Genomic DNA, 25,449 nt, shown 5'->3' with positions numbered 1-25,449 from the left:
GACGGAGGCATGCCATGGCGGTAGGAGTGAAGGACGTCGCGGCTGCGGCCGGCGTCTCGGTCGGCACCGTCTCGAATGTCCTCAATCAGCCGGAGCGGGTATCCGCCAAGACGGTCGAGCGCGTGCAGCGGGTCATCCAGGAGCTCGGCTTCGTGCGCAACGACGCCGCCAGGCAGTTGCGCGCCGGTCGCAGCCGCAGCATCGGACTCGTGGTGCCCGACATCGGCAACCCGTTCTTCGCCGAGGTGGTCAGGGGAGCGGAAGACCGAGCAGCGGATGCCGGCATGACCGTGCTGCTGGGCAACAGCGACGAACGAGACGAGCGCCAGCTGGCGCATCTCGAGCTCTTCCAGGAGCAGCGCGTCAACGGCGTGCTGCTCACCCCGGCCACCGACGACCTCACCGCCGTGCACCGCTTCGCCGCCGGAGGGATGCCGGTGGTGCTCGTCGACCGTGAGGTGGAGGAGGGTGTGCTGCCCTCGGTCTCGGTCGACGACGTCGAGGGCGGACGTCTGGCCGCAGACCATCTGCTGTCTTCGGGGCGTCGTCGCCTGGCCTTCGTCGGGGGCCCGCAGTCGGTGCAGCAGGTGGCCGATCGTCTTCGCGGAGTGCAGCTCGCCGTCGCGGCGCACCCCGACGCGACGCTCGAGGTGTTCGAGCAGTCGGCCCTCACGGTTCTGCAGGGCAGGTCGGCCGGGGAGGCGATCGCGGGGCGTGCGGTGGTCGCGCGCCCGGATGCCGTCTTCGCGGCGAACGACCTGCTCGCCGTGGGGCTGCTGCAGGCGTTCAGCTTCGGCTCCGGCATCCGCGTGCCCGAGGACATCGCGATGGTCGGGTACGACGATATCGACTTCGCCTCCGCCACGGTCGTGCCGCTGAGCTCTGTGCGTCAGCCGGCCAGATTGCTCGGCTGGACGGGCGTCGACCTGCTTCTGAAGGAGCTCGACGGCGTCGAACACGACCGTCGCGTGCGGTTCCAGCCCGAACTCATCGTGCGAGAGTCGAGTGCGGGCTCGGTCTGACGCCCGATTCGTTCCTGCCAGACGACCGTGACCTCACCCCGGGTCGTTTGCAGGAGCGGGGCACGGATGCAGAGCATCCGTGGAACCTCGTCCTGCAGGCGGGTTCTTGTCCTGCAGACGGCCCGGCCGAACCTGCTGAGTCCCGATTCGTTCCAGCCACGGGAACCCGTTATGCTTGCAAGGTGCATCCGCTCTTCGGGTCGGATGCCTGGAGACGTCGCATAGTCCGGCCGAGTGCACCACCCTGCTAAGGTGGAGTCCCCTCACGGGGACCAGGGGTTCAAATCCCCTCGTCTCCGCAGTGCGAAGTTTCAGGACATCGTGAACGGCTGGACCCCCGGTTTCGGGGGTCCAGCCGTTTTTTTGTTGGTGGTTCTTGGTCGGGTCGAGTGTGAAATCCGCGACGAGTTCGCCGGTGCCCTGACGACGACCACGGCGCCCGATGTCTCTGTAGCGCGACGGTCTCACATCGGCGTTATCGGGATGTGAGCAGAACGTTCGCTCGGCGTAACAGCGACTCGTCTCTCCGCGAAACACCGGTTCCCTACTGTCGGGCTACGGACAGAGGAGGGCTCGTGATCGCTCGAAGCAGCACATCGGCAGATGTTGTGGTGGTCGGTGCAGGCATGGTCGCGCATCGTTTCGTCGAGAGTCTGCTCCGGTCCGAGGGGGATACACGCTCCGTCACCCTGATCGGTGAGGAGGCACGAGCGCCCTACGACCGCGTCGGGCTGTCCTCATACTTCTCGGGTGCCAGCGCCGATGACCTCGAGCTCGACGCCGGCGTCCTTGCCGACGACCGAGTGCATTTCATCCGAGATGACCGGGTCATGAGCATCGATCGCAGCGCGCGGTCGGTGCGCACGCGGTCAGGCGCGATCCATGCGTACGGAACTCTCGTGCTCGCGACGGGCTCGTACGCACTGCGGCCGGCAATCGATGGAGCGAAACTCCCCGGCTGCTTCGTATATCGGACGATCGACGACCTCGCGGCGATCCGTGATTTCGTCGCACGCCGTGAGGAGCAGCTCGGGCGCCCGCTTCGCGGCACGGTGATCGGCGGTGGTCTGCTCGGGCTTGAAGCAGCGGGGGCGATGCAGGGGCTCGACGTCGGATGCACCGTCGTGCAGTCCTCCGACCGGCTCATGTCCGCGCAGCTCGACCTGGCCGGCGGAACTGTCCTCCGGCGCCTCATCGAATCGAAGGGGATCGCGGTCCGGACCGGGACGCGGACGACCCGCCTGGACCCGGATGCGTCGGGGGCGGTCGCGACACTGCAGTTCCAGGACGGAACCATGCACGACACCGACATCGTGATCTTCACGGTCGGCGTGCGTCCGCAGGACTCGCTCGCGAGGCTCGCTCAGCTCGATGTGCATCCGTCCGGCGGTGTGCTGATCGATTCCCGGTGCCGCACCGCCGATGAGCACATCCTCGCGATCGGTGAGGTCGCCAACTACGACGGGCGCTCGGTCGGGCTCGTCGCCCCGGGATACGCGATGGCGGAAGTGGCGGCGAACCGACTGCTCGGGGGCGATGCGACTTTCCCCGGGTACGACGAATCGGCCAAGCTCAAACTCTCGGGTGTCGATGTCGCGAGTTTCGGCGATGCGATGGCCGTCACCCCGAATGCCCTCGACGTCGTATACACCGACCCGGTGAGCGGTGTTTATAAGAAGCTCGTGCTCTCCGATGACGCGAAGACGCTGCTCGGCGGCATCCTCGTCGGCGACGCCTCGGCCTACGGGTCCCTGCGTCCGTTGGTGGGCGCTCCGCTGGGCGCTGACCCTGCCGCCTATCTGCTGCCCGAGGCCGGTGCCGGCCTCCCTGACAACGAGCTCCCAGACGACGCGGTGGTCTGTTCCTGCTCGAATGTGACCGCCGGGCGTATCCGCGACGCCGTCCACACGGACGGCTGCACGGATGCCGCAGCCGTGAAGGCATGCACCAAGGCGGGCGCCACGTGCGGGTCGTGCATCTTCGCCGTGAAGAAGATCGTCGGGCAGGAGATGACCAAGCTCGGGCAGACGACGTCCGATGCGTTGTGCGAACACTTCGCGATGTCACGCAGGCAGCTCTTCGACGCCGTGCGAGTGTCGGAGCTCTCGACCTTCAGCGCGATCATCGGGCGTTTCGGCACGGGGCGTGGCTGCGACATCTGCAAGCCCGCCCTCGCCAGCATCCTCGCCGTGCTGGTCGGAGCGCATGTACTGGACGGTGAGAACGCTTCGCTGCAGGACACCAACGATCACGTGATGGCCAACATGCAGAAGGACGGCACCTATTCGGTGGTGCCGAGGATGCCGGGTGGCGAGGTCACGCCGGCGGGCCTGATCGCGATCGGCAACATAGCCGAGTCGTACGGCCTGTACACGAAGATCACGGGCGGGCAGCGCATCGACATGTTCGGTGCCCGCCTCGAGCAGCTGCCGCAGATCTGGCAGCGACTGGTCGACGCCGGTTTCGAGTCGGGACAGGCGTACGGCAAGGCGCTGCGAACTGTGAAGTCATGCGTCGGCTCGACGTGGTGTCGATACGGTGTGCTGGACGCGGTGGGGATGGCGGTGCGGCTGGAGCTGCGCTACCGCGGGCTGCGAGCGCCGCACAAGCTCAAGGTGGGCGTCTCCGGGTGCGCGCGAGAATGCGCAGAGGCTCGTTCGAAGGACGTCGGGGTGATCGCGACCGAGACGGGCTGGAACATGTACGTCGGCGGCAACGGCGGCTTCTCACCGAGACATGCTGAGCTACTCGCGTCTGGTCTCGACGACGAAGGGCTGATCCGCGCGATCGACCGCTTCTTCATGTACTACATCCGCACGGCGGATCGTCTGCAGCGCACCGCCGGGTGGTGCACAGAGCTCGACGGCGGGCTGGACGGACTGCGGTCGGTGATCTTCGACGACGAGCTCGGCATCTGCGATGACCTCGACACGGCGATGTCCGTGCACGTCGATCGGTACGAGGACGAATGGGCCGCGACCCTACGGGACCCGGTGAAGCTCCGGCGGTTCGAGTCGTTCGTGAACGCCACGGACACCCCAGACCCCTCACTCGCCTATGTGCCGGAACGAGGCCAGGTGCGCCCGGCCACGGCGGAGGAGCGTAGCGACGGCTCGGTGTTCATCGCGGGCACGACTCTGGAGGTGCGGCGGTGACCACCACCGGCAGTCGGGTTCGAGTGTGCGCCATCGATGATCTGGAGATCGAGCGTGGAAGGGCTGCGCTCTTCGGGACGGTCCAGGTCGCACTCTTCCTGCTGGCGGACGCTTCGGTGCACGCCGTGTCGAATCTCGACCCGTACAGCGGTGCGCAGGTCATGTCACGCGGCATCGTCGGCAGCCGGGGCGAGGCTGCGACCCTTGCGTCGCCGATGCACAAGCAGGTGTTCGATCTGCGCACGGGCGAATGCCTCGAGACGCAGGGCAGGGAACCCGCTTCGCTGCGGGTGTGGAGCGTGACCGTCGTCGACGGTCACGTCGAGCTCGACATCGAGGAGATCCGATGACCGTGATGCTGGGTGTCAATCTGACGGGACGCGACGTGCTGCTCGTAGGAGGGGGTGAGGTGGCCGCGAAGCGGCTCCGTCGCTTCCTCGCCGAGGGCGCGAGTGTGCGGATCGTCGCACCGGCGCTGCACGAGGACACCGTGCGGCTCGTCGCGAGTCACGGAGTCGCGTGGCAGGCTCGGGAGTTCCGCACGGCGGACCTCGCGGGCGCGTGGCTGGTGCACACCGCGACCGGCGATGCCCATGTGGATCGCGCGGTCGGCGAGCAGTGCGAGTTGCAGCGGGTCCTCTGCATCAACGCCTCGGACGGCGCACACGGATCGGCCAGGCTGACTGCCCAGGCGGAAGTCGGCGACGTGACGGTCGCGGTCACCAGCACCGTCGGCGCGGATCCACGCCGCTCCATGGCCGTGCGCGATGCGATCATCGCTCTGGTCGGTGATGGCCGGCTGCCGCTCCGGCGACGGCGGGGCGCGCGCAGCGGCCGGGTCGACCTGGTCGGCGGCGGGCCTGGTCCCGCGGATCTGATGACCGTGCGCGCGCGGAGGCTGATCGCGGAGGCCGACGTGCTCGTCACCGATCGACTCGGACCGGCAGTCGAGATCGTGCAGGGGCTCGACCCCGATGTCGAGGTGATCGACGTCGGCAAGCAGCCGGGGCGACACCCGGTCCCTCAAGCGGAGATCAACCGGATCATCGTCGAGCGCGCTGCTGCCGGTCTGCGGGTGGTACGTCTCAAGGGCGGCGACCCGTTCGTGTTCGGCCGCGGCGGCGAAGAGATGCTCGCGTGCCTCGCCGCAGGTATCTCCGTCGACGTCACCCCGGGGATCACGAGCGCGATCGCGGTGCCGCAGTCAGCCGGCATCCCGGTCACGCACCGCGGCACGGCGGCCGCCTTCCACGTCGTGAACGGGCAGGGCGGGCTCGGGCCGGGTACTTTGGAGGCCATGGCTGATGCGACGGTGACGACGGTCGTCCTGATGGGCGTCGCAGCTCTCGGACGTCTGGTGGAATCCGCGATCGCGCACGGCATTCCGAAGGACCGTCCGGTCGCATTCGTGGAGAGCGGGCACACACCGCAGCAGCGCACGACGCGCACGACCCTCGGACGCGCCGTCGACGACGCCCTCGCAGTAGGGCTCCGCAATCCCGCTGTGATCGTGATCGGCGAGGTCGCGAGCGAGCGCCTGCTGCTGCCCTCGCCGTCGACCATCGGGGCTGCTCTGGCGTGACGACCCGTGCCCCCCTCCCGCCGGCTCTGACCGGATGCACGATCGTCGTGGCCGCAGACAGGCGCGCGGGCGACCTCGTCACGGCGCTCGAACGCCGAGGGGGGCAGGTCTACCGTGCGCCGGCGCTGAGCATCATCCCGAACGAAGACGACGAGGATCTGCTCGCCCGCACCCGTGATCTGATCGCGGATCCGCCCGACATCGTGATCGTGACGACGGGTGTCGGGTTCCGCGGCTGGATCGACGCAGCGCACGAGAACGATCTGGCAGAAGAGCTGTCGACCGCGCTCACAGATGCCCAGTTCGTCGCTCGGGGGCCGAAGGCGCACGGCGCGATCCAGCAGGCGGGGTTCACAGCCGACTGGGTTGCGGAGTCCGAGACCTCGGCGGAGGTGGGGGAGTACCTCACGGCTGAAGGCGTCGCCGGGCGTCGCATCGCTATCCAGCATCACGGGGCGGGTGCCGACGGACTCGACGCGTTGCTCGCAGACCTCGGCGCCGATGTCGTGAGCATCACGGTCTACCGTTGGGGGCCGCCGCCCGACCCGCAGATCGTGCACCGCTCCGTGGTGCAGGCGGGCTCCGGCGAGGTCGACGCCGTGCTCTTCACCTCCGCGCCGGGTGCAGCCGAGTGGGTCCGGGCCGCGATCCGCGCTGACACGCTCGACGCGATCCGCCGACGCGCGGAGGCTGGACGTCTGCTGCTCGCAGCCGTCGGCCCCATCACGGCGGCACCGCTGCGCAGCGCTGGGCTGCACACGACGCTCGCCGCGCGCGGAAGGCTCGGTTCGCTGGTTCGCTGCGTCGTCGACCACTTCGCCTCCGGAGCAGCCCCGCAGCGGCGAACGGCTGCAGGAACCATGGAGATGCGCAGCCGCGGCGTGCTGCTCGATGGGCGCTTCGTGCCGCTCTCGCGTGCCGGCGCCAGCATCCTCAGCGAACTCTTCGATGCTGCGGGCAGGGTGGTCTCCAGGGAACAGCTCGGGCTCGTGTTGCCGCGGGGCGGCGAGAACGCGCATGCCGTCGAGATGGCGGTCGCACGGCTCCGCGAGGCGCTCGGTGGAGCGACCGCCATCCAGACGGTCGTGAAGCGCGGGTATCGGCTCACCATGGAGGACACCCAATGACCACGCTCGTCGCCTGCTCTCACGGCACGGACTCACCGGCGGGCCGGCGCACGGTCGAGGCGCTCGTCGACCTCGTGCGGCAGCGGATGCCCGACTCGCGGGTCGTGCAGGCGTTCGTCGACGTGCAGGAGCCCACTGTGCTCGATGTGATCGATCAGGAGCGGGTGCTCGACGATGTCGTCGTGGTGCCGCTGCTGTTGTCGGTCGGCTTTCACACGGCCGTCGACATCGCTGACGCCGTGCGGCCGCACGACAACGTCCGGCAGGGGGAGCCGTTGGGCACCCACCCGCTGATCGCCCAGGTGCTGGCCACCCGTCTGCGTGCGGCCGTCGAGGGTATGTGGCTCCCTGGCGACCACGTCGTGCTCGCTGCCGCCGGTTCGAGCAATCCGGCAGCCGTCGCCGATGTCACTGCGGCGTCGGAGCACCTCGCTCGCCTCATCCCCGCCCCGATCACGATCGGTTACGCCTCGGCGATCGATCCGAAGATCGGGGAGGCCGTCGCCGCAGCGCGGCGAGACGGGGCGACACGGGTGATCGCGGCGAGCCACGTCCTGGCTCCCGGATACTTCGCCGGACTCGTGGAGAAGTCCGGCGCGGACCGGGTATCCGCGCCCCTCGGTGCCGACGCGCGGATCGCGGAGGTCATCATCGATCGATTCCGCTCCGCCTGACGCGCAGGGGAACCGCCCGGCACGGCGCGCGCAGGGGGAAGAGGGCGGATGCCGCAGCATCCGCCCTCTTCCCCCTCGGAGTCAGACGCGCGAGGGCTCGAGCTCCGAGCCGGCCTCCTGGCGGGTCACCGGGGTGGTGTCGGCGGGTGCTTCGGCCACGACGGAGCGTGCCCGGCGCAGAGCAGCGCGTGCTTCGCGGGCCTTCCGGGCCTTCGGGCGTCCGTGCGTGAAGTAGATCGGGAGCCCGACGAATACGAGACCACCGACGAGGTTGCCGACGACGGTGGGCAGCTCATTCCAGACGATGTAGTCCCACACCGTGAAGTCGGCGCCCATCAGCAGGCCGGACGGGAACAGGAACATGTTGACGATGGAGTGCTCGAAGCCCATGTAGAAGAACAGCATGATCGGCAGCCACATCGCGACGATCTTGCCGATCGTGCTGTCCGAGACCATGGCCAGCACGACGCCCGTCGACACCATCCAGTTGCAGAGCACGCCACGGATGAACAGAGTCAGCATCCCTGCTGCGCCGTGATCGGCATACCCGACCGTGCGACCGTGTCCGATCTCGCTGATCGCCTCGCCGACGGCGCTCGGCGCGGTCGAGAACCCGTAGGTGAAGTAGATCGCCATCAGGATCGCCACCAGGAAGGCGCCGCCGAAGTTGCCGAGGAAGACGAGGCCCCAGTTGCGCATCAGAGACCCGAACGTCGCTCCGGGGCGACGGTCGAGCACCGCGAGCGGCCCGAGAGTGAACACTCCGGTGAGCAGGTCGTACCCGAGCAGATAGAGCATCACGAACCCGACCGGGAAGAGCACTGCGCCCAGGAGAGGCTGACCGGTCTGCGTCGAGACAGTGACTGCGAAGGCCGCGGCTATCGTCAGCAGGGCGGCGCCCATGAAGGCGCGGATGAGGGTGTCGCGAGTGGACAGCTGCAGTTTGTATGCGCCGGCGTCGACCATGCGGGTGGCGAGCTCGGCGGGCTTGATGTATGACACATGACCTCCACGGGACGGGAGCACGGATGCTCGGCTGAATCGAGCATGGACGAGCGGCGTTTCCAGCGACCGCACGCGACGTTACGTCTGTGGAGCAAACGCCTCACTTCATCGATCCTGCGGTGTGAGATGTGCAGCCTCGGGCGATCTGTGCCGCAGAGGATCTTCTGTTCAGTCGACGTTTCTGAGGTCCTGCGCGTCGAGGGCCTCCGCAAGATACGACGCCGTCGTGCTGCCGCTCGCCGATGCGACGGAGCGCGGAGTCCCCTGCGCCACCACCGTTCCCCCGAGGTCTCCGGCGCCGGGGCCCATGTCGATCACCCAGTCGGCCTGCGCGACCACGCGCATGTCATGCTCGACCATCACGACCGTGTTGCCGGCGTCGACCAGATGCTGGAGATGCACGAGCAGTCGGTCTGTGTCTGACGGATGCAGTCCCGAGGTGGGCTCGTCGAGCAGGTACAGGGTGTCGCCGTGCTGTGCGCGCCGAAGCTCTGAGGCCAGCTTCACGCGCTGCGCCTCGCCACCGGAGAGCTCGGTGGCCGACTGACCCAGCGGCAGGTATCCGAGTCCCACATCCAGAAGGGCATCCAGGTGTCGCGCGACGTCGGCATCGTCGGCGAAGAGCACACGCGCGTCGTTCACGCTCAGGGCGAGGACGTCGGCGATCGTGTGTCCGTGGAGCTCGATCTCGAGCGTGTCCGGGTTGTAGCGGGTGCCGCCGCAGGTGCTGCAGGGGGCGTGGACGGTGGGGAGGAAGAGCAGCTCCACCTCGACCGTGCCCTCGCCCTTGCAGGTGGGGCAGCGCCCGCTCGGCAGGTTGAACGAGAACCGACTCGCGGCGTATCGCCGCCGGCGTGCCTCCGGAGTCGCGGCGAACAGGGCACGGACGCGGTCGAAGAGCCCGGTATACGTCGCCACGTTGGATCGCGACGTGCGGCCGATCGGCTTCTGACTGACCTGCACGACGCGACGCACGCGGCCTGCGGGGCCGGACGCGCGCCCTGTCGTCTCGGCCGTCGGTGAGGAGAACAGCGGATCCGCGGTCACGCCGCTCTGCGATTCACTCGACGCGTCGGCCGTCGACGTGTCCACATCGCTGGACAGGCTCTTCTGCAGCAGATCGGGCAGAGCCTGAGTCACGAGAGATGTCTTGCCCGATCCGGAGACACCGGTGACGGCAGTGAGGCAGCCGAGGGGGATCGACACCGAGACGCTGCGGAGATTGTTCCGTGAGACATCGGTGAGCACGAGTTCGTCGTCGGCCTCGCGAGAGGCGGGCCTCGGCGTCGGCGACTGTCCGGCGCGCACCTCATCGGCGAACAGGTATCGCCGGGTCTGCGAGTGCTCTGCTTCTCGAAGCCCGTCGATCGGCCCGGAATAGACGATCTCGCCGCCGGTGGCTCCCGCACCCGGACCGATGTCGACGATCCAGTCCGCGTGCCGGATCACGTCGAGGGAGTGCTCGACGAAGAAGACCGTGTTGCCCGAGTCTCTGAGCGAGCGGAGGATGCGCACGAGCGCTTCGCCGTCGGCGGGGTGGAGCCCGGCAGACGGTTCGTCGAGCACGAACATGACCCCGAACAGCTGCGAGAGCACCTGGGTCGCGAGCCGCATGCGTTGCAGTTCGCCGGACGAGAGGGTGGGGGTCGAACGATCGAGCGAGAGATAGCCCAGACCGAGCTCGATGATGGGCGAGACCCGATCACGCAGCTCGTCGACCAGCCGGTGCGCCGCGAGCTGCTTCTCGGGTGAGAGCGCCTCGCGGTCGGAGTCGCCGCCGGGCCCGCCGTCGGACGTGTCGAGGGCGGTCTCGAGCAGAGCCTCGAGGTCGGCCAGCGGCAGTGCGGCCATCTCCGTGATGTCGAGACCGGCGAACGTCACGGCGAGTGCTTCGGGCTTCAGCCGGCGTCCGTCGCACATCGGGCAGCGGACGCTGACCATGAAGCTCGCAGCCTTCTCGCGCATCTTCGCGCTCTTCGAATGGGCGAAGGTGTTGAGCACGTACTGCTTCACGCCGACGAACGTGCTCATGTACGACGGTTCGATGCCGGCGGCGACGGCCTTGCGCACCTGCGCCGGACCGCGGTCGGTGAACACCGGAACCTGCGGGGACTCCTGGGTGTACAGCACCCACTGACGCTGCTCCTCGGGCAGATCGCGCCATGGGATGTCGATGTCGTAGCCGAGAGAGATCAGGCTGTCGATGAGCTGCTTGCCGTGCCACGCGCGAGGCCAGGCGTCGAGAGCACGGTCGCGGATCGACAACGACTCGTCGGGGACCATGAGGCGCAGGGGCACGTCGTACACCTGACCGATCCCGTGGCACTGCGGGCAGGCGCCCTGGACGGTGTTCGCGGAGAAGTCCTCGGCGAACAGCGGCCCCGCCCCTGGCGGGTACGTGCCGACGCGCGAGAACAGCATGCGCACGACATTGCCGATCGACGTGGCGCTGCCGACGGTCGATCGGGCGCTGCCGGCGGTGCGCTGCTGGGGGAGGGCGACGGCAGGAGGCAACCCTTCGATGGCATCGACGTCGGGGATGTCGACCTGGCTCATCAGGCGCCTCGCATAGGGGGCCACCGACTCGAAGTACCGACGCTGGGCTTCGGCGTAGAGGGTGCCGAACGCGAGGGAGCTCTTTCCCGAGCCCGAGACGCCCGTGAAGGCGACGAGCGCATCGCGGGGTATCGCGACGTCGACATCGCGCAGATTGTGCACACGTGCTCCGGTCACGACGATGGCGTTCGACGTGCCTGAGAGCTTCAACGGTGGGGTCCCGTCCATCATGGACCTCTTCTCGTATCCGCGGACTGCGGCGATGGAACCGGCGATCGCCGGCTCGGGGCCACGCTACCTCGCCCGTGCGACTTCGTGGGTGTCCTTGACAGCGACCGATCAGGCAGGGGCGGCGTCGGGCCGGATCAGTCGAGTCCGACGAAACGCATCTCGGATCGCGATGGCGGCCGCGCAGCCGGTCGCCGGAGCGCCACCGCCAGCAAGCGCTATCCTGAAGCCCTTCCCCGCCTGCATAGGAGCATCGTTCATGCCCATCGCCGCTGATGACCCCCGCCTGACGCACGCCTACGAGGCCGCGTCCACCCGCTACACCGACGTGCCGTTCCAGCGCGCGGGCGCGAGCGGCATCCCGCTGCCCAAGGTGTCGCTCGGCCTCTGGCAGAACTTCGGACGCGACCGCTCGTTCGACAGTCAGCGCGAGATCGTGCTGCACGCGTTCGACCGCGGGGTCGTGCACATCGGCCTCGCCAACAACTACGGCCCACCCTACGGATCGGCCGAGTCGACGTTCGGCGCGGTGCTCGACAGCGGGCTGGCGCGCTATCGCGACGAGCTGTTCGTGACGACCAAGGCCGGCTACGACATGTGGCCGGGGCCGTTCGGCGACGGCGGCTCACGCAAGTACCTCACGCGCTCTCTCGAGCAGAGCCTGCAGCGCATGAACACCGACTACGTCGACGTGTTCTACTCGCATCGCCCCGACCCCGAGACGCCCCTCGAGGAGACGGTGACGGCGCTCGTCGACATCGTGCGCAGCGGAAAGGCGCTCTACGTCGGCATCTCGAACTACCCGGCGGAGCTCGCTCGGCAGGCGTATGAGCTGCTGGCAGGCCAGGGCGTGAAGCTGCTGCTGCACCAGCCCCGGTACTCGCTGTTCGATCGCACTCCTGAGGCCGAGCTGTTCCCGGCGCTGCGCGGGCTGAAGGTCGGCAGCGCGGTCTTCTCGCCTCTCGCGCAGGGCCTGCTCACCGGCAAATACATCGACGGTGACGTCCCCGCCGACTCGCGGGCGGCGAACAGCCACTTCCTCAACGGAACGGCCCTCACCGACAGCTATCTCGAGCGCATCCGCGGCATCGACCGCGTCGCCAAGGAGGCGGGCCTGTCGATCCCGCAGCTCGCCGTCGCATGGGTGCTGCGCGACCCTGTGGTGACGACCGCGATCATCGGAGCCTCGCGCACCGGCCAGATCGACGACGCCGTGGCTGCGAGCCAGGTCGAGCTGGCGGATGACGTCATCGCCGCTCTCGAGGAGTTCGCCGCAGCACCGGGCGCCAGCGTGGTCTGAGCGCGGTCCGCGATCGGGATTCCGCGGGGATGTCCTGCCCTACGCACGTCGCCGGGCGGGGCGCCTCGGACTTTTCTGAGGCCACCGCGTAATATTCCAGGCGCCAGCGGGTCTCGGTAGTGGAAGCCCCTGCGAACGGGAGCGTCCGCAACGTATCCCGAGGAGCACCAGATGACCATCGCCCATGTCGAGCTACGGACGCACCAGTGGATTCATCGCAGTCCCGTGCCCCTGCCTGAACTCGCCTTCCAGCACATACTGGCGGCGATCCTCGCGGGTGAGTACGTGTCCGGTGACCGGCTCGACACCGCGCGGTTCGCGCAGGAGCTCCACATGTCGCTGAACCCGATCCGCGAAGCGATCATCCGGCTCCGGGACATCGGACTGGTGGAGGTCACGCCCGCCCGCTACACCAAGGTCGCCGTCTTCACGGCTGCCGACTCCTGTGCTGCTCTCAGCTATGCCGGCGTGCTCGCAGGCACGGCGCTCCGCAAGGCGCTGCCCACGCTGGGCGACGGAGTCCGCTCAGAACTCGCGGCTCATGCCGACGAGATCGGCGGCGCTGGCGGCGCCGTCGGCCGCAACGCCGCAGTCATCGGGTTGCTCACTGCCGTGGCCGACCTCATCGAGCACCCTCGGCAGGCGACCCACCTCGTCGAGGCCACGATCCTGGTCCAGTGCGCTCTGCAGTTCTCCGGGGTCACCCGCGGTGACGGTGTGACGCAGGTGCGATCCGCCGCGGCAGAAGCCGTCGCGCACGCGATGCGCGCAGGAGACTCGGACGCCGCGGAGTCAGCCGTTCGCACACTCTTCGAGCACCTCGTCTAGTCCGCGGTCTCACGACGGGATCAGAGGGCGCGTCGACCCCCGGCGAGTCGAGCCTGCCTGACTGACGCGTCGATAGAGTCGACACATGGCTGCGACGACGGTGCTGTTCATCGGAGGAACCGGAATCATCTCCTCGGCGGCGAGTGCGCTCGCCGCATCCCGAGGCATGGAGGTGACGCTGCTGAACCGCGGGCACTCGCGTCGGACGCCTGCGGAGGGCGTCGAGGTGCTGACGGCCGACATCACGGATGCTGGCGCGGTCGACGCGGCTCTCGCCGGGCGCGAGTTCGACGTCGTCGCCGACATGATCGCCTTCACGCCTGACCAGGTGCAGCGCGACATCGACCGCTTCGAAGGCCGCACCGGGCAGTACGTCTTCATCAGCTCGGCATCCGCGTATCAGAAGCCCGTCGCGCGGCTGCCGATCACCGAGTCCACGCCGTTGCGCAACCCGTACTGGCAGTACTCGCGAGACAAGATCGCGTGCGAAGACCTGCTCGCCGCCGCCTATCGCGGTCGCGGATTCCCGGTCACGGTGCTGCGTCCCTCGCACACCTATGACAAGTGGACGATCCCGGCCTTCGGCGGATGGACGGCGATCGACCGCATCCGCCGCGGTGAGGAGATCATCGTGCACGGAGACGGCACGTCGCTATGGACGCTCACCCATTCGAGCGACTTCGCGGTCGGCTTCGCCGGGCTGCTCGGCAATCCGCTCGCCTATGGCGACACCTTCCAGATCACCAGCGACTTCGTCTACACCTGGAACGAGATCTACTCGATCCTCGGGCGCGCGGCCGGGGCCGAACCGAGGATCCGCTACGCGACGAGCGCGGCGATCGAGCAGGCGGCTCCTGACCGCGCCGGTCAGCTCACGGGCGACATGGCGCACTCGGTCGTCTTCGACAACACGAAGATCCGCCGAGTCGTCCCCGACTTCAGCCCGCTCGTCCCTCTGCACACGGCGGCGCGAGAGCTCATCGACTGGCACGACGCGCACCCCGACCTGCAGCGTGTCGACCCCGCCGTGAACTCCCTGTTCGACCGCCTGCTCGCATCGTGAGCCGCGAGACCTTCCCCGGCGCACGACACCCACGGTGTGAACGGGGGTCTCATGCGCGCAAGCGGGTCTCGCGGTGACGGCTGCCGGGATCAGCCGGCGGCGAGCACAGCGAGCACGTTGCCAGCCGGGTCCCTGAACCAGGCGATGTCGGGCCCTCGATCGGGGCCACCCCGAAGGATGCCTTTGTCGTCGGTGTCGAAGTCCGAATCGTCATAGATCTTCGTCACGACTCCGCGCCCGTTGAGCTCATCGACGGCGGCCTCGACGTCGTCGACCGGGAAGTTGAGGATCGTGAAGCTCGCGGGCTCGTGATTCGGCTTGGCGTAGACGAGGATCGACCCGCCGTCGGGCAGGCTGATGTCGAGAAACCCCATGGCATTGGTGGTGACGTCCATGCCCAGGGTGTCGCCGTAGAAGGAGCGGGCGGCGTCGATGTCGTCGACACTGAATCCGCTGAACGCGTGTGCTGTCTGAAAGGCGGTCATGCGTTCAGCATGCGCCGCTCCCGGCGGGGTGTCCAGACCCTATGGGCGCACCTGGTTCACGAGACCGTCGCCGGCGAGCAGGCGGGTGACGTTGTCATCGACCAGGCGCGCCGCACCCACCGGTCGGTTTCCGGCGATGTGCGGGGTGATGAGCAGGTTCGGTGCGTCCCACAGCGGATCGGATGCCGGAAGCGGCTCGGATCTCGTGACGTCGATCGCCGCGGCACGCAACCGCCCCGTCTCGAGCGCGGCGATCAAGGCGCCCTCGTCGACCGTCGCACCGCGGCCGACGTTCACGAACACGGCGCCGGGCTTGAGCGCCGCGAACACCTCGGCGTCGAAGAGGTCGGCGGTCTCGTCGGTGGAGGGCAGGATCGACACCAGCACGTCGGTGCGCGCCAGCACGTCGGCCGCATCGGCATCCGCGTGCACCTCGAAGCCCGACCGCTTCCCGGCGGTGCGCGCGATGCCCTGCACCTCCGCGCCGAGTGCGGTGAGCGACGGCGCGAGCGTCGAAGCGATCGATCCGAAACCCCAGATCGTGACGCGCGCACCGGAGAGCGTGTGCAGCGCCCGAGTCTCGACAGCACTCTGCTCGTCGATGAACTCGTCGTCCCAGCGGTGCTCGCGCTGGGCATCGCGCAGCCGGTCGAGTCGACGCACCGCGCTCAGGATCAGCGCAAGGGCGTGTTCGGCCACCGGCCCGTCGTGCAGCGAACGACCCGAGCAGATGCGCACGTCCGCCGCGAACCCGGCGTTCAGCACGGCGTCGGCTCCCGATGCGAGCGCCTGCACGAGCTGCAGCCGGGGGAGCATTCGGGCTGCGTCCTGCAGCCACGACGACGAGTTGTGCCACACGACCAGCACCTCGGCGTCGCGGTGCTCATCGGGAATCTCCGCGTCGATGTCGTAGACGACGGTCTCGACGTCTGCGGTCAACGGCAGCTCGATGGTGTTCGGGATCAGGATCTTCATGTGCGTCTCCGATTCACGGCGGTCAGCGGGGGGATTCGGTCGACTCGCGCCAGATCACGGTGAGCAGACCGTCGGGTTTGGTCGGCGGCTCTCCACCGCGCACGGCCGCGATGAGGCGGTGCATCGAGTACGCACCCAGTCTCTCGCGATCCTGCGAGACGCTCGTGAGCGAGGGCACCAGGAACGCGCTCTGGGGGTGGTCGTCCCATCCGGTGACGGCGATGTCTGCGGGGAGTCGCCATCCGCGCCTGGTCGCCGCGCGGATGGCGCCCGTCGCGACGACGTCGTTCGCCGCGATGACAGCCAAGGGCGGCGCTTCTGAGGGGAGCCCCTCGATGGCGGTCTCACCCGAGCGACCGCTCCAGTCGCCGTCGATCACACCGATCGACTCGAGGTCGAGCCGCGCCACGGCATCGAGGTAAGCCCGGCGACGAGACTGCGCGGACGGAAAATCCTGCGGGCCGGCGATATGCAGGAAGCGCCTGTGCCCCTGCGCCGCGAGGTGTTCGACCATCTCGGCGACGGGCCGCGCGTCGGTCAACGCCCCGGCCATGTGCATCGCGTCGTCGAATTCGCCGACGGAGAGGACGACGGTGCCGGGCGTCGGCTCGCCAGCGGTGTCGTCGGCGGTCACGGCGCCCGGGAGCGGAGTGAACGACAGGATCCCCTCGTACTGCCCCGAGTCCCTGACCTCTGCGAAGCGCCCCTCTCGCTCGTCCGGTTCCTGCGGCAGGCTCACCACCTCGACGACGTACCCCTCGTCCCGTGCTGCGGAGATCGCCCCCGACAGCAGGGTGAGAGGGTTCATCGTGGCGATCGGCACCACGACCGCGAGTCGCCCGGTGCGGTGCGTGCGCATCGATCGGGCGGCGAGATTCGGTCGATAGTTCAACTCGGCCGCGGCCCGCAGCACCTTCTCGCGGGTGGCCTCCGAGATTCCGGCACGCCCCGTGAAGACGAACGACACCGTCGACTGCGACACCCCGGCGAGGTGGGCGACGTCATGGCTCGTCGGTCGTTTCTCCATGGCATCCGTCCTCTCGGGGCTTGACGTGACCGGTGTGCACCTCGATAGTATCTACTACGTCTTAGTAATACGTAGTAACACCTCATCGAGGAGGCAGCGAATGCTCAGGATCGGCATCATCGGCACCGGCGGGATCGCCGACGCGCACATCAGCGGATACCTCGCATTCTCCGACCAGTGCGAGGTGGTGGCTCTCGCCGACGTGATTCCGGGCAGGGCTGCGCACAAGGCCGAGGCCTTCGGGCTCACGGATGCGGTGGCTTTCGATGATCCGCTCGAGATGATCGCCCACGGGGGGCTCGACATCGTGAGCATCGCGACCCCGCCGTCGACGCACGCGTCCCTCGCGATCGCCGCCCTCGACGCGGGCATCCACGTGCTCGTCGAGAAGCCGATGGCGCCCTCCCTCGAAGAGTGCGATGCGATGCTCGCTGCCCAGGAACGCTCGGGCAGAGTGCTCTCGGTCGTCGCCCAGAACCGGTTCCGCGACGACCTCGCCGCTCTGAAAGACGTCGTCGACTCGGGTCTGCTGGGTTCGATCTCGCACGTCCGCGTCGACTCGGCGTGGTGGCGAGGACTGCCCTACTACGACCTCTGGTGGCGCGGCACGTGGGAGAAGGAAGGCGGCGGATGCACGCTGAATCACGCCATCCACCACATAGACCTCCTGCTGTGGCTGCTGGGGACTCCGACCGAGATCACCGCCATGCTCGCCAACGCGCAGCACGACAACGCCGAGGTCGAGGATCTCTCGGTCGCGATCTTCCGGTACGACCGCGGGCTCGCCCAGCTGACCAGTTCGGTGGTGCACCACGGTGAGGAGCAGGCGATCGTGATCCAGGGCGCGAATGCGCGCGTGTCGCAGCCGTTCTCGGTCGTCGCAGAGCAGTCTCGGCGCGACGGATTCCCTGAAGACGGGGGAGCTCCCGACGTCGTGGCGCGCATCGAGGCTCTCGTCGCAGCCCGCACGCCGCTCGCGCACCTCGGCCACGAGGGTCAGATCGGCGATCTGATCGGCGCGATCCGCGACAGCCGCCCGCCGATCGCCGGGGGCCAGGACGGCCGGGATGCGGTCGAGGTGGTCACCGCGATCTACAAGGCGGGGTTCGAACGCCGGTTCGTGTCGCTGCCGATCGCGGCGTCCGACCCGTACTACCGAGCCGGGCAGCTCGTGGCGCACGCTCCGCATTTCTTCGAGAAGACCTCGTCGCTGGTCGAGGCGGCATCGTGACCGCATCGTCGTTCCCCGGGGGCACTTCGTTGTCGCACCTCGAGGTGTACGCCGACGCCGCGCCAGACGGCATCTGCGGAGGCAGCCCCCACATGCACCTCGTCTCGACAGAGGCCTACATCGTGACCGCCGGTGAGGGCGCACTGCAGACGATCGACGCCGACGGATTCCGTGAGACGCCGCTCGCCCCGGGCGCCGTCGTGTGGTTCACCCCCGGCACCATCCACCGCGCTGTGAACCGCGGCGATCTGCAGGTCGTCGTGCTGATGAGCAATTCCGGACTGCCCGAGGCGGGCGACGCGGTGCTGACCTTCCCCGCCGAGGTCGTCGCCGACCCTGACGTGTATGCCGCAGCGGTGTCACTCGGAGACGACCCCGACGAACGCGCTGCACGAGCCCGACGGCGACGCGACCTCGCGGTGACGGGGTTCGAGGCGCTGCGGGAAGCCGTGGCCGGCCGCGACCGCACCGCGCTCGCGGCATTCCACTCCGCTGCTGCAGCGCTCGTGCGCGACCGTGCCCGGATATGGCCCGACCTGGTGCGAGAGCGCCCGCTGGCGCAGGCCGAGCACTCGCTCGCGCTCGCCGTGGCTGTGGCCTCCGGGTCTGCCGCGCACCTGTCCGAAGCCCGCGTGCACCGGGCCGTACCCTCGGAGGGAGCGCGCGGATTCGGCATGTGCGGACGTCTGCGCACCTACGACGTGAACGATGAGGAGACCCCGCGATGACCCGCACCTACACCTTCGATCCGCTGCCGGAGCCGGTGGTCGGCCCCGGTGAGTTCGTGTTCGCCGCGGTCGGGCTCGATCACGGCCACATCTTCGGGATGGTCGAGCAGCTCATCGACGCGGGCGCCACCCTGTCGCTCGTCTTCGATCCCGACCAGGCGAAGGTCGCCGACTTCGTCGAGCGGTTCCCGCAGGCGCAGGCGGCCGCCAGCGAGCAGGAGGTGCTCGACGACCCGCATGTGCGGCTCATCGCGAGCGCGTCGATCGCCAATCGGCGGGCTCGGCTCGGTGTCCGGGTGCTCGACGCCGGCAAGGACTTCTTCGCCGACAAGCCTGCGATCACGACGATGGACGACCTCATCGCGGCCCGAGAGGCCGTGGATCGCACCGGGCAGAAGTTCGCCGTGTACTACGGCGAGCGGGTGCACTCCGAGGCGGCGATCCTCGCCGGCCAGCTGATCGATCAGGGCGCGATCGGAACCGTGCTGCAGGTCGCGTCGTTCGGCCCCCATCGCATCGGCACCGGGCGCCCCGACTGGTTCTACGACCCCGTGCAGTACGGCGGCATCATCTGCGACATCGGCAGCCACAACTTCGAGCAGATGCTCTACTACACGGGTGCCACCGCCGGTGAGATCGTCAGCTCGACGGTCGCCAACTACGCGCACCGCGAGACTCCGGGGCTGCAGGACTTCGGCGACGCCCACGTGGTGCTGGACAACGGGACGACCGGATACGTGCGCGTGGACTGGTTCACCCCGGCAGGACTCGACGTGTTCGGCGACGGGCGCACCGTGCTGCTCGGCACCGACGGCTACATCGAGCTGCGCAAGTACACCGACATCACCACCGACAACGGCGGCGGTCAGGTGCTGCTCGTCAACCAGGACGGACAGTTCCGGTTCGACGCCACCGGCAGGACCGGGTTCCCGTTCTTCGGTCAGCTGATCCGCGACTGCCTCGACCGCACCGAGCACGCGATGACGCAGCGGCACGCCTTCGCCGCGGCCGAGCTGAGCATCATCGCGCAGCGCGACGCCCGGGTGCTCGCCGGCTGACGGCATCCGCATTCGGCATCCGCCTCGTCCGCTGCCTCCACCCCGTTCGTCACCTGTGCGGGAGGAGAACTGCGCTTCGGGAGGACGGATGCCGTGCATCGCTCCTCCCGAAGCGCAGATCTCCTCCCTACGGCTGGTGCGCAGGATCAGTCGACGATCAGAGAAGCCTGGCGGGCCGCGCCGAGCGCGACGTACTCACCGGGTTCCGGGACCTCGACCGGCAGGCCGAGGATCTCGGGTGCGATGCGGCGCACGGCCTCCGACTGCGCGCCGCCGCCGATCAGCAGGGCTCGCTCGAGGGGGATGCCGAGGTCGCGCAGCGCATCGAGACCCGCGCCGAGTCCGCGCAGCATCCCTTCGACGGCAGCGCGGGCCAGGTTCTCCCGAGTCGTGGATGCCAGTGTCATGCCTGAGAGGGATGCCGTGGCATCCGGCAGGTTGGGTGTGCGCTCTCCCTCGAAGTAGGGGAGCAGAGCGAGTCCCTCTGCGCCCGGCGATGCCTGCAGAGCGAGATCGCTGAACTCCCCGTGCGTGACTCCGAGCAGCGCCGCCGTCACATCGACGACCCTGGCCGCGTTGAGCGTGGCGACGAGCGGAAGGAAGTTGCCCGAGGCATCGGCGAACCCGGCCACGGTTCCGCTCGCATCGCTCAGCGGGGTGGTGCTGATCGCGCACACCGTGCCGGACGTGCCGATCGACACGACCACGTCGCCGGGGACGGCACCGAGGCCGAGCGCCGCGGCGGCGTTGTCTCCGGCTCCGGCTCCGACGCGGCGTCCACCGGCATCCGTCGTCCACTCGTCGTGCGCGAGCACCCGCGGCAGGATCGCATCGTGCCCGAGGGCGGCGACCAGCAGCTCACGGTCGTGCTCGCCCGTCGACGGGTTCCAGTAGCCCGTGCCCGACGCATCCGACCGATCGGTCACGAGCTCGTCGAGCACCGGGTTCTCGGGGCCGAAGCCGCGCAGGCGCCACGTCAGCCAGTCGTGCGGCAGGGCGACCGCGGCCACCCGTGCCGCGTGCTCGGGCTCGTGATCGCGCAGCCAGCGCAGCTTCGTGATCGTGAACGAGGCCACGGGAACGAGCCCGGTGCGCGCAGCCAGTTCGGACGCTCCGAACTCGGCGATGAGATCCTGCGCGGCGCCGGCCGACCGGGTGTCGTTCCACAGCAGCGCATCGCGGATGACTCGACCGGACTCGTCGAGCGCGACGAGTCCGTGCTGCTGGCCGCCGATCGACCACGAGGCGATGTCGTCGAGCGACCCCGCCGCGGTGATCGCGGTGTTCAGGGCGCGCCACCAGGCTTCGGGGTCGACCGACGTCCCGTCGGGGTGCGACGCGCGACCCGAGCGGACGACCGCTCCGGTCGCCGTGTCGACGACGACGACCTTGCACGACTGGGTCGACGAGTCGACCCCGAGAACCAGCGGCATGACGATCAGCGAGCGCCGAGCAGGTGCTCGGTAGCGAGCTGCTGCAGTCGGACGAAGCCGAAGCCCTTGCCGCCGAAGTAGGAGTTCGCGTCGAAGTCCTCGTAGGCCGAGCGATCGGCGAGGAAGTCGTCGTAGCTCTCTCCGGGGTTCAGGGTCGGCGTCGAGAGCTCGTCGACGCGGGCGGCCGCGAGAGCCTCATGCACCTCGGGGTCGGCGCGGAATGCCGCCGCGCGCTCCTTGAGCAGCAGGTAGGTGCGCATGTTGGCCGCAGCCGACTCCCAGACGCCCTTCTCGTCTTCCGTGCGGCTCGGCTTGTAGTCGAAGTGACGGGGGCCGTCGTAGGCCGGAACGCCGCCGGGGCCGCCGTTCTCGAGCAGGTCGACGAGCGAGAAGGCGTTGTGCAGGTCGCCGTGCCCGAAGACGAGGTCCTGGTCGTACTTGATGCCGCGCTGACCGTTGAGGTCGATGTGGAAGAGCTTGCCGTGGAAGAGGGCCTGCGCGATGCCGGCGGTGAAGTTGAGTCCGGCCATCTGCTCGTGGCCCACCTCGGGGTTCACGCCGACGAGTTCGGGGCGCTCGAGTGAGTCGATGAAGGCGATCGCGTGGCCGAGGGTCGGCAGCAGGATGTCGCCGCGCGGCTCGTTCGGCTTCGGCTCGATCGCGAAGCGGATGTCGTAGCCCTTGTCGGTCACGTAGTCGCCGAGCAGGTTCACGGCCTCGCGGTAGCGCTCGAGCGCCTGGCGGATGTCCTTCGCGGAGTCGTATTCGGCGCCCTCGCGGCCACCCCACATGACGAAGGTCTTGGCGCCGAGCTCCGCACCGAGGTCGAGCTGGCGGAACACCTTGCGCAGCGCGTAGCGACGCACGTCACGGTCGTTCGAGGTGAAACCGCCGTCCTTGAAGATCGGCGCGCTGAACAGGTTCGTGGTGACCATCGGCACCACCAGGCCGGTGTCGGCGAGTGCGTCCTTCAGCCGGTCGATCTGCGTCTGGCGCTCGGCGTCCGTGGAGCCGAAGGCGAACAGGTCGTCGTCGTGGAACGTCAGACCGTAGGCGCCGAGCTCGGCGAGCTTCTCGACGGCGTGCACCACGTCGAGCGCCGGTCGGGTCGGGCCGCCGAACGGATCGGCCCCGTTGTAGCCGACGGTCCACAGGCCGAAGGAGAACTTGTCGTCACGGGTGGGAGTGGGCATGTCTGCTCCTGTGCAGGTCAGCGAATAAGTTGTGATTCACAACATATCTCATGACAGGAGCCGCGTCCACCCCTTACAGTGAAGGGATGCCGCCGCAGTCGAGCCCCGCGTCGGGCACCCGCCCGCACAATCTCTCCCTCATCCTGCGGCTCGTGCACGAGGACGGCGCCCAGTCGAGAGCAGCTCTCACCGGGCGGACGGGCCTTAATCGCTCGACGATCGCCGATCTCGTCGCTGAGCTGGTCAGCCGGGGTCTGGTCGACGAACGGGTCCCCGACGTCCCCGGCCGCGTCGGTCGACCATCGCCGGTCGTGACGGCCTCGGCCCGCGTCGTCGCCATCGCGGTGAACCCCGAGGTCGATGCGATCGAGATCGCCGCGGTCGGTCTCGACCGCAGCATCCTCGTGCGCGAACGCCTGCCGAACGAGACCGTGCCGACGCCTGCAGTCGTCGTGGCGACGATCGCCGAGCGCATGGCCGCGTGGCGCGAGGGGGCGCTCGCCGGTGCGCGGATCGCAGCCATCGGCGTCGCCGTGCCCGGTCTCGTGCGCACCTCGGACGGCGTGGTGCGCAACGCGCCCCATCTCGGCTGGGTCGACGTTCCGCTCGCCGAACTCATCGGCGCGGCCACGTCGTCCGCGGCCTTCGTCGACAACGATGCGACGCTCGGGGCGATCGCGGAGCACCGCTATGGCGCCGGCCGTGGGATCGACGACGTCGTCTACCTGAACGGAGGCGCGTCCGGCATCGGCGGCGGCCTGATCGTGAACGGCAGGCCGGTCGCCGGCGCGGGAGGATACGCGGGGGAGTTCGGTCAGAACAGGCCGCGGATCTCCGCAGACGCCGATCGCCGCACCGCCGATGGCGTGCTCGAGGCCGAAGTGAGTCGACGTCTGCTGCTCGACGCGGTGGGCCTCGATGCGGCCGATGACGAGACGCTCGACGCCGAGCTCTCGGCGTCGGAGTCGGCGGTCGTGGCCGACGAGGTCACGCGCCAGGCGCATGTGCTCGCGGGGGCGCTGGCGAACGCCGTCAACGTGCTCAACCCCGCACTCGTCGTGCTCGGCGGATTCCTGGCGACGATCGCCGACCTGAGAGCGGCTCAGATCGCGGACGACGTGCAGGCTCTGGCGATGTCGGAGAGCGCGGAGGCCCTGGAGATCCGTCCCGCAGCTCTCGGCGCAGACAGGCTGCTGATCGGCGCGGCCGAGCTGGCCTTCGCGAGCCTGCTCGCGGATCCGGGGGAGCGCAGCTGACCTCTGTCGGTGTGCGTCCACCGCTCACTCGATGTCCGCCGCCCGTGCGACACTGTGGCGACGGTCGGATGCCGATGCCACCGCGAGAGGACCCTGCGATGGCGATCGACCCCAAGAAGTCACTCGACGCCTACCGGGCGAAGCGCGGTGAGTTCCGCATCCTCGACGTGCCCCCGATGCAGTACCTGATGGTCGACGGCGCCGGTGACCCCAACAGTGCTCCGGCGTATCAGGATGCGGTGTCCGCGCTCTTCCCGCTCGCCTACGCGCTCAAGTTCGCGAGCAGGGAGCAGTTCGGGATCGACACGGTGGTGATGCCACTCGAGGGGCAGTGGCACGCACCCGACATGGAGTCGTTCACCTCGCACCGCGACAAGTCGGCATGGCGATGGACTCTCATGATCATGGTGCCGGAGCACATCACCCCGGAGATGCTCGACCACGCGGTCGGCACGGTCGACGAGAAGCTCGCGAAGAAGAAGCAGGCATCTCCCGCGTTGCGGTCGGTGCGGCTCGAGACTCTCGACGAAGGGCTGTGCGTGCAGACCCTGCACGTCGGATCGTATGACGACGAGGCCCCTGTGCTCGACGATCTGCACCACCGGTTCATCCCCGAGAACGGTCTGGCCATGACTGGACTGCACCATGAGGTCTATCTCAGCGATGTCAGGCGCGTCGAACCGGCGAAGCTCCGGACGATCCTCCGCCAGCCTGTCGAGCGCACCGGCTGACGAGTGCCGGTGCTCGGCGCAACCCCTCCGGCGATCTGCACATCGGGCGATATCCTGCTCGGATGACCTCAGCGAAGGGTGCCGCGCGCACGGCGCAGCGATCCGACGCCTTCCGACGGGTGGCGCGGGCGGGCTTCGTGGTGGTCGGCCTCGTGCACATCATCATCGGAGTGATCGCCGTCTCCATCGCCACGGGCGGTGGCGGGGATGCCGACCAGGACGGAGCGATGGAGCAGATCCGCTCCACGCCCGTCGGCGGGCTGGTTCTCGGGCTGGTCGCTGTGGCGCTGGTCGCCCTGGCCGTGTGGCAGATCGCCAGCGGTCTCCTCGCCGGCGGCAAGGAGACCCGTAAGTGGGGGATGAGGATCAAGCTGGTCGGCATCGCGGGCGCGTACCTCATGATCGCGGGGCTGGCGCTGATCTTCGCCTTCGGAGGGCATGTCGAGTCCGAGACGACGCTGCGCGCCCTCAGTGCGCTGATCCTCGGCGCTCCCGGCGGAATCGTGCTGCTGATCATCCTCGGCCTGACCGTGGCGGGTGTGGGGGTCGGGTTCATCGTGATCGGGTTCACCAGAGGCTTCGAGAAGACGATGGATGTTCCCGACGGGCCCTCGCGGCCCGGGATCATCGCCCTCGGAGTCGCCGGCTACATCGCCAAGGGCATCGCGATCACGGTGACCGGCCTGTTGTTCGTCGTGGCGGCGTGGACGCAGGATCCGGAGAAGGCCGCGGGCCTCGACGGGGCCCTGCGCAGCCTGGGCGACCTGCCTCAGGGGCGGGCGATCCTCTGGC

General features: G+C 68.8%; 22 protein-coding genes and 1 tRNA gene. 16 read left to right on the top strand and 7 right to left on the bottom strand.

Features of this window, described 5'->3' with window-relative positions:
• Positions 1-14: 14 nt before the first annotated feature.
• The 7 genes from QMA07_RS06940 to QMA07_RS06910 all read left to right on the top strand — a co-directional run bounded on the left by QMA07_RS06940 (position 15) and on the right by QMA07_RS06910 (position 7,560).
• Entirely contained in the window at positions 15-1,022 is a 1,008-nt protein-coding gene (locus tag QMA07_RS06940) for a LacI family DNA-binding transcriptional regulator (RefSeq protein ID WP_290160827.1), read from the top strand.
• A gap of 210 nt (positions 1,023-1,232) precedes the next feature.
• Positions 1,233-1,321, top strand: a tRNA-Ser gene (locus tag QMA07_RS06935).
• Positions 1,322-1,597: 276 nt separating this feature from the next.
• Entirely contained in the window at positions 1,598-4,177 is a 2,580-nt protein-coding gene (gene nirB / locus QMA07_RS06930) for a nitrite reductase large subunit NirB (RefSeq protein WP_290160826.1), read from the top strand.
• Entirely contained in the window at positions 4,174-4,527 is a 354-nt protein-coding gene (nirD, locus tag QMA07_RS06925) for a nitrite reductase small subunit NirD (protein WP_290160824.1), read from the top strand. The genes nirB and nirD overlap by 4 nt, the downstream gene beginning before the upstream one ends.
• Positions 4,524-5,759, top strand: coding sequence for a uroporphyrinogen-III C-methyltransferase (gene cobA / locus QMA07_RS06920; RefSeq protein WP_290160822.1), 1,236 nt, complete (start codon positions 4,524-4,526; stop codon positions 5,757-5,759). The genes nirD and cobA overlap by 4 nt, the downstream gene beginning before the upstream one ends.
• The gene (locus QMA07_RS06915) at positions 5,756-6,886 is read left to right on the top strand and encodes a uroporphyrinogen-III synthase (RefSeq protein ID WP_290160821.1); all 1,131 of its coding nucleotides are present in this window, start codon (positions 5,756-5,758) and stop codon (positions 6,884-6,886) included. The genes cobA and QMA07_RS06915 overlap by 4 nt, the downstream gene beginning before the upstream one ends.
• Positions 6,883-7,560: a CbiX/SirB N-terminal domain-containing protein gene (locus QMA07_RS06910; protein WP_290160820.1), complete on the top strand. Its 678-nt coding sequence runs from the start codon at positions 6,883-6,885 to the stop codon at positions 7,558-7,560. The genes QMA07_RS06915 and QMA07_RS06910 overlap by 4 nt, the downstream gene beginning before the upstream one ends.
• A gap of 81 nt (positions 7,561-7,641) precedes the next feature.
• Here QMA07_RS06910 and QMA07_RS06905 read toward each other — a convergent pair whose 3' ends face one another.
• Entirely contained in the window at positions 7,642-8,562 is a 921-nt protein-coding gene (locus tag QMA07_RS06905) for a formate/nitrite transporter family protein (RefSeq protein WP_290160819.1), read from the bottom strand.
• A gap of 171 nt (positions 8,563-8,733) precedes the next feature.
• Positions 8,734-11,352 (bottom strand): excinuclease ABC subunit UvrA, encoded by a 2,619-nt coding sequence (locus QMA07_RS06900; RefSeq protein WP_290160817.1) that lies wholly within the window; start codon positions 11,350-11,352, stop codon positions 8,734-8,736.
• Positions 11,353-11,608: 256 nt separating this feature from the next.
• Between QMA07_RS06900 and QMA07_RS06895 the strand changes: the two genes are divergently transcribed.
• The 3 genes from QMA07_RS06895 to QMA07_RS06885 all read left to right on the top strand — a co-directional run bounded on the left by QMA07_RS06895 (position 11,609) and on the right by QMA07_RS06885 (position 14,540).
• Positions 11,609-12,649, top strand: coding sequence for an aldo/keto reductase (locus tag QMA07_RS06895; RefSeq protein WP_290160815.1), 1,041 nt, complete (start codon positions 11,609-11,611; stop codon positions 12,647-12,649).
• 171 nt (positions 12,650-12,820) lie between these two features.
• Positions 12,821-13,477 (top strand): GntR family transcriptional regulator, encoded by a 657-nt coding sequence (locus QMA07_RS06890; protein WP_290160813.1) that lies wholly within the window; start codon positions 12,821-12,823, stop codon positions 13,475-13,477.
• An 85-nt stretch (positions 13,478-13,562) separates the two neighbouring features.
• On the top strand, positions 13,563-14,540 hold the full coding sequence (locus QMA07_RS06885; protein WP_290160812.1) for an NAD-dependent epimerase/dehydratase family protein: 978 nt from the start codon (positions 13,563-13,565) through the stop codon (positions 14,538-14,540).
• A gap of 89 nt (positions 14,541-14,629) precedes the next feature.
• Here the strand turns inward: QMA07_RS06885 and QMA07_RS06880 are convergent, their stop codons facing one another.
• The 3 genes from QMA07_RS06880 to QMA07_RS06870 are packed head-to-tail and all read right to left on the bottom strand — an operon-like array spanning position 14,630 to position 17,027.
• Positions 14,630-15,025, bottom strand: a complete 396-nt coding sequence (locus QMA07_RS06880) for a VOC family protein (RefSeq protein WP_290160810.1) — start codon at positions 15,023-15,025, stop codon at positions 14,630-14,632.
• Positions 15,026-15,064: 39 nt separating this feature from the next.
• A complete protein-coding gene (locus tag QMA07_RS06875; RefSeq protein ID WP_290160809.1) occupies positions 15,065-16,000 on the bottom strand; it encodes an NAD(P)-dependent oxidoreductase in 936 nt (311 codons plus the stop codon).
• A gap of 22 nt (positions 16,001-16,022) precedes the next feature.
• On the bottom strand, positions 16,023-17,027 hold the full coding sequence (locus QMA07_RS06870) for a LacI family DNA-binding transcriptional regulator (protein ID WP_290160808.1): 1,005 nt from the start codon (positions 17,025-17,027) through the stop codon (positions 16,023-16,025).
• A 100-nt stretch (positions 17,028-17,127) separates the two neighbouring features.
• On the opposite strand from QMA07_RS06870, the gene QMA07_RS06865 reads away from it, so the two are divergent.
• From QMA07_RS06865 to QMA07_RS06855, 3 genes are read left to right on the top strand one after another with little or no spacing between them, the layout of a single operon-like run.
• Positions 17,128-18,258, top strand: coding sequence for a Gfo/Idh/MocA family oxidoreductase (locus QMA07_RS06865; protein ID WP_290160807.1), 1,131 nt, complete (start codon positions 17,128-17,130; stop codon positions 18,256-18,258).
• Entirely contained in the window at positions 18,255-18,986 is a 732-nt protein-coding gene (locus tag QMA07_RS06860) for a cupin domain-containing protein (RefSeq protein WP_290160805.1), read from the top strand. The genes QMA07_RS06865 and QMA07_RS06860 overlap by 4 nt, the downstream gene beginning before the upstream one ends.
• Positions 18,983-20,044 (top strand): Gfo/Idh/MocA family oxidoreductase, encoded by a 1,062-nt coding sequence (locus tag QMA07_RS06855; protein ID WP_290160803.1) that lies wholly within the window; start codon positions 18,983-18,985, stop codon positions 20,042-20,044. Before QMA07_RS06860 ends, QMA07_RS06855 begins: the two co-directional genes overlap by 4 nt.
• 146 nt (positions 20,045-20,190) lie before the next feature.
• On the opposite strand, the gene xylB is transcribed toward QMA07_RS06855, so the two are convergent.
• Both xylB and xylA read right to left on the bottom strand, forming a co-directional pair.
• Positions 20,191-21,477 (bottom strand): xylulokinase, encoded by a 1,287-nt coding sequence (gene xylB / locus QMA07_RS06850; RefSeq protein ID WP_290160802.1) that lies wholly within the window; start codon positions 21,475-21,477, stop codon positions 20,191-20,193.
• 5 nt (positions 21,478-21,482) lie between these two features.
• Complete coding sequence (xylA, locus tag QMA07_RS06845) at positions 21,483-22,670, bottom strand: xylose isomerase (RefSeq protein ID WP_290160801.1); 1,188 nt, start codon at positions 22,668-22,670, stop codon at positions 21,483-21,485.
• A gap of 86 nt (positions 22,671-22,756) precedes the next feature.
• Between xylA and QMA07_RS06840 the strand changes: the two genes are divergently transcribed.
• The 3 genes from QMA07_RS06840 to QMA07_RS06830 all read left to right on the top strand — a co-directional run.
• Entirely contained in the window at positions 22,757-23,926 is a 1,170-nt protein-coding gene (locus QMA07_RS06840; RefSeq protein ID WP_290160800.1) for an ROK family protein, read from the top strand.
• Positions 23,927-24,024: 98 nt separating this feature from the next.
• On the top strand, positions 24,025-24,657 hold the full coding sequence (locus QMA07_RS06835; protein WP_290160799.1) for a GyrI-like domain-containing protein: 633 nt from the start codon (positions 24,025-24,027) through the stop codon (positions 24,655-24,657).
• 62 nt (positions 24,658-24,719) lie between these two features.
• Positions 24,720-25,449, top strand: a 730-nt coding sequence (locus QMA07_RS06830; RefSeq protein WP_290160797.1) for a DUF1206 domain-containing protein, incomplete at its 3' end; no start/stop codon positions are given.

This window comes from Microbacterium sp. APC 3901 (genome assembly GCF_030407765.1).
Taxonomy (GTDB): domain Bacteria; phylum Actinomycetota; class Actinomycetes; order Actinomycetales; family Microbacteriaceae; genus Microbacterium.
This window is presented reverse-complemented; position numbering and strand designations above follow the sequence as displayed.

Coding starts and splice junctions, on each gene's coding strand:
- QMA07_RS06875 (WP_290160809.1), bottom strand. CDS start 16,000: ATGAAGATCCTGATCCCGAACACCATCGAGCTGCCGTTGACCGCAGAC.
- QMA07_RS06855 (WP_290160803.1), top strand. CDS start 18,983: ATGACCCGCACCTACACCTTCGATCCGCTGCCGGAGCCGGTGGTCGGC.
- QMA07_RS06865 (WP_290160807.1), top strand. CDS start 17,128: ATGCTCAGGATCGGCATCATCGGCACCGGCGGGATCGCCGACGCGCAC.
- QMA07_RS06890 (WP_290160813.1), top strand. CDS start 12,821: ATGACCATCGCCCATGTCGAGCTACGGACGCACCAGTGGATTCATCGC.
- QMA07_RS06840 (WP_290160800.1), top strand. CDS start 22,757: ATGCCGCCGCAGTCGAGCCCCGCGTCGGGCACCCGCCCGCACAATCTC.
- QMA07_RS06885 (WP_290160812.1), top strand. CDS start 13,563: ATGGCTGCGACGACGGTGCTGTTCATCGGAGGAACCGGAATCATCTCC.
- xylB (WP_290160802.1), bottom strand. CDS start 21,477: ATGCCGCTGGTTCTCGGGGTCGACTCGTCGACCCAGTCGTGCAAGGTC.
- QMA07_RS06895 (WP_290160815.1), top strand. CDS start 11,609: ATGCCCATCGCCGCTGATGACCCCCGCCTGACGCACGCCTACGAGGCC.
- QMA07_RS06910 (WP_290160820.1), top strand. CDS start 6,883: ATGACCACGCTCGTCGCCTGCTCTCACGGCACGGACTCACCGGCGGGC.
- QMA07_RS06835 (WP_290160799.1), top strand. CDS start 24,025: ATGGCGATCGACCCCAAGAAGTCACTCGACGCCTACCGGGCGAAGCGC.
- QMA07_RS06900 (WP_290160817.1), bottom strand. CDS start 11,352: ATGATGGACGGGACCCCACCGTTGAAGCTCTCAGGCACGTCGAACGCC.
- QMA07_RS06940 (WP_290160827.1), top strand. CDS start 15: ATGGCGGTAGGAGTGAAGGACGTCGCGGCTGCGGCCGGCGTCTCGGTC.
- QMA07_RS06880 (WP_290160810.1), bottom strand. CDS start 15,025: ATGACCGCCTTTCAGACAGCACACGCGTTCAGCGGATTCAGTGTCGAC.
- xylA (WP_290160801.1), bottom strand. CDS start 22,670: ATGCCCACTCCCACCCGTGACGACAAGTTCTCCTTCGGCCTGTGGACC.
- QMA07_RS06870 (WP_290160808.1), bottom strand. CDS start 17,027: ATGGAGAAACGACCGACGAGCCATGACGTCGCCCACCTCGCCGGGGTG.
- cobA (WP_290160822.1), top strand. CDS start 4,524: ATGACCGTGATGCTGGGTGTCAATCTGACGGGACGCGACGTGCTGCTC.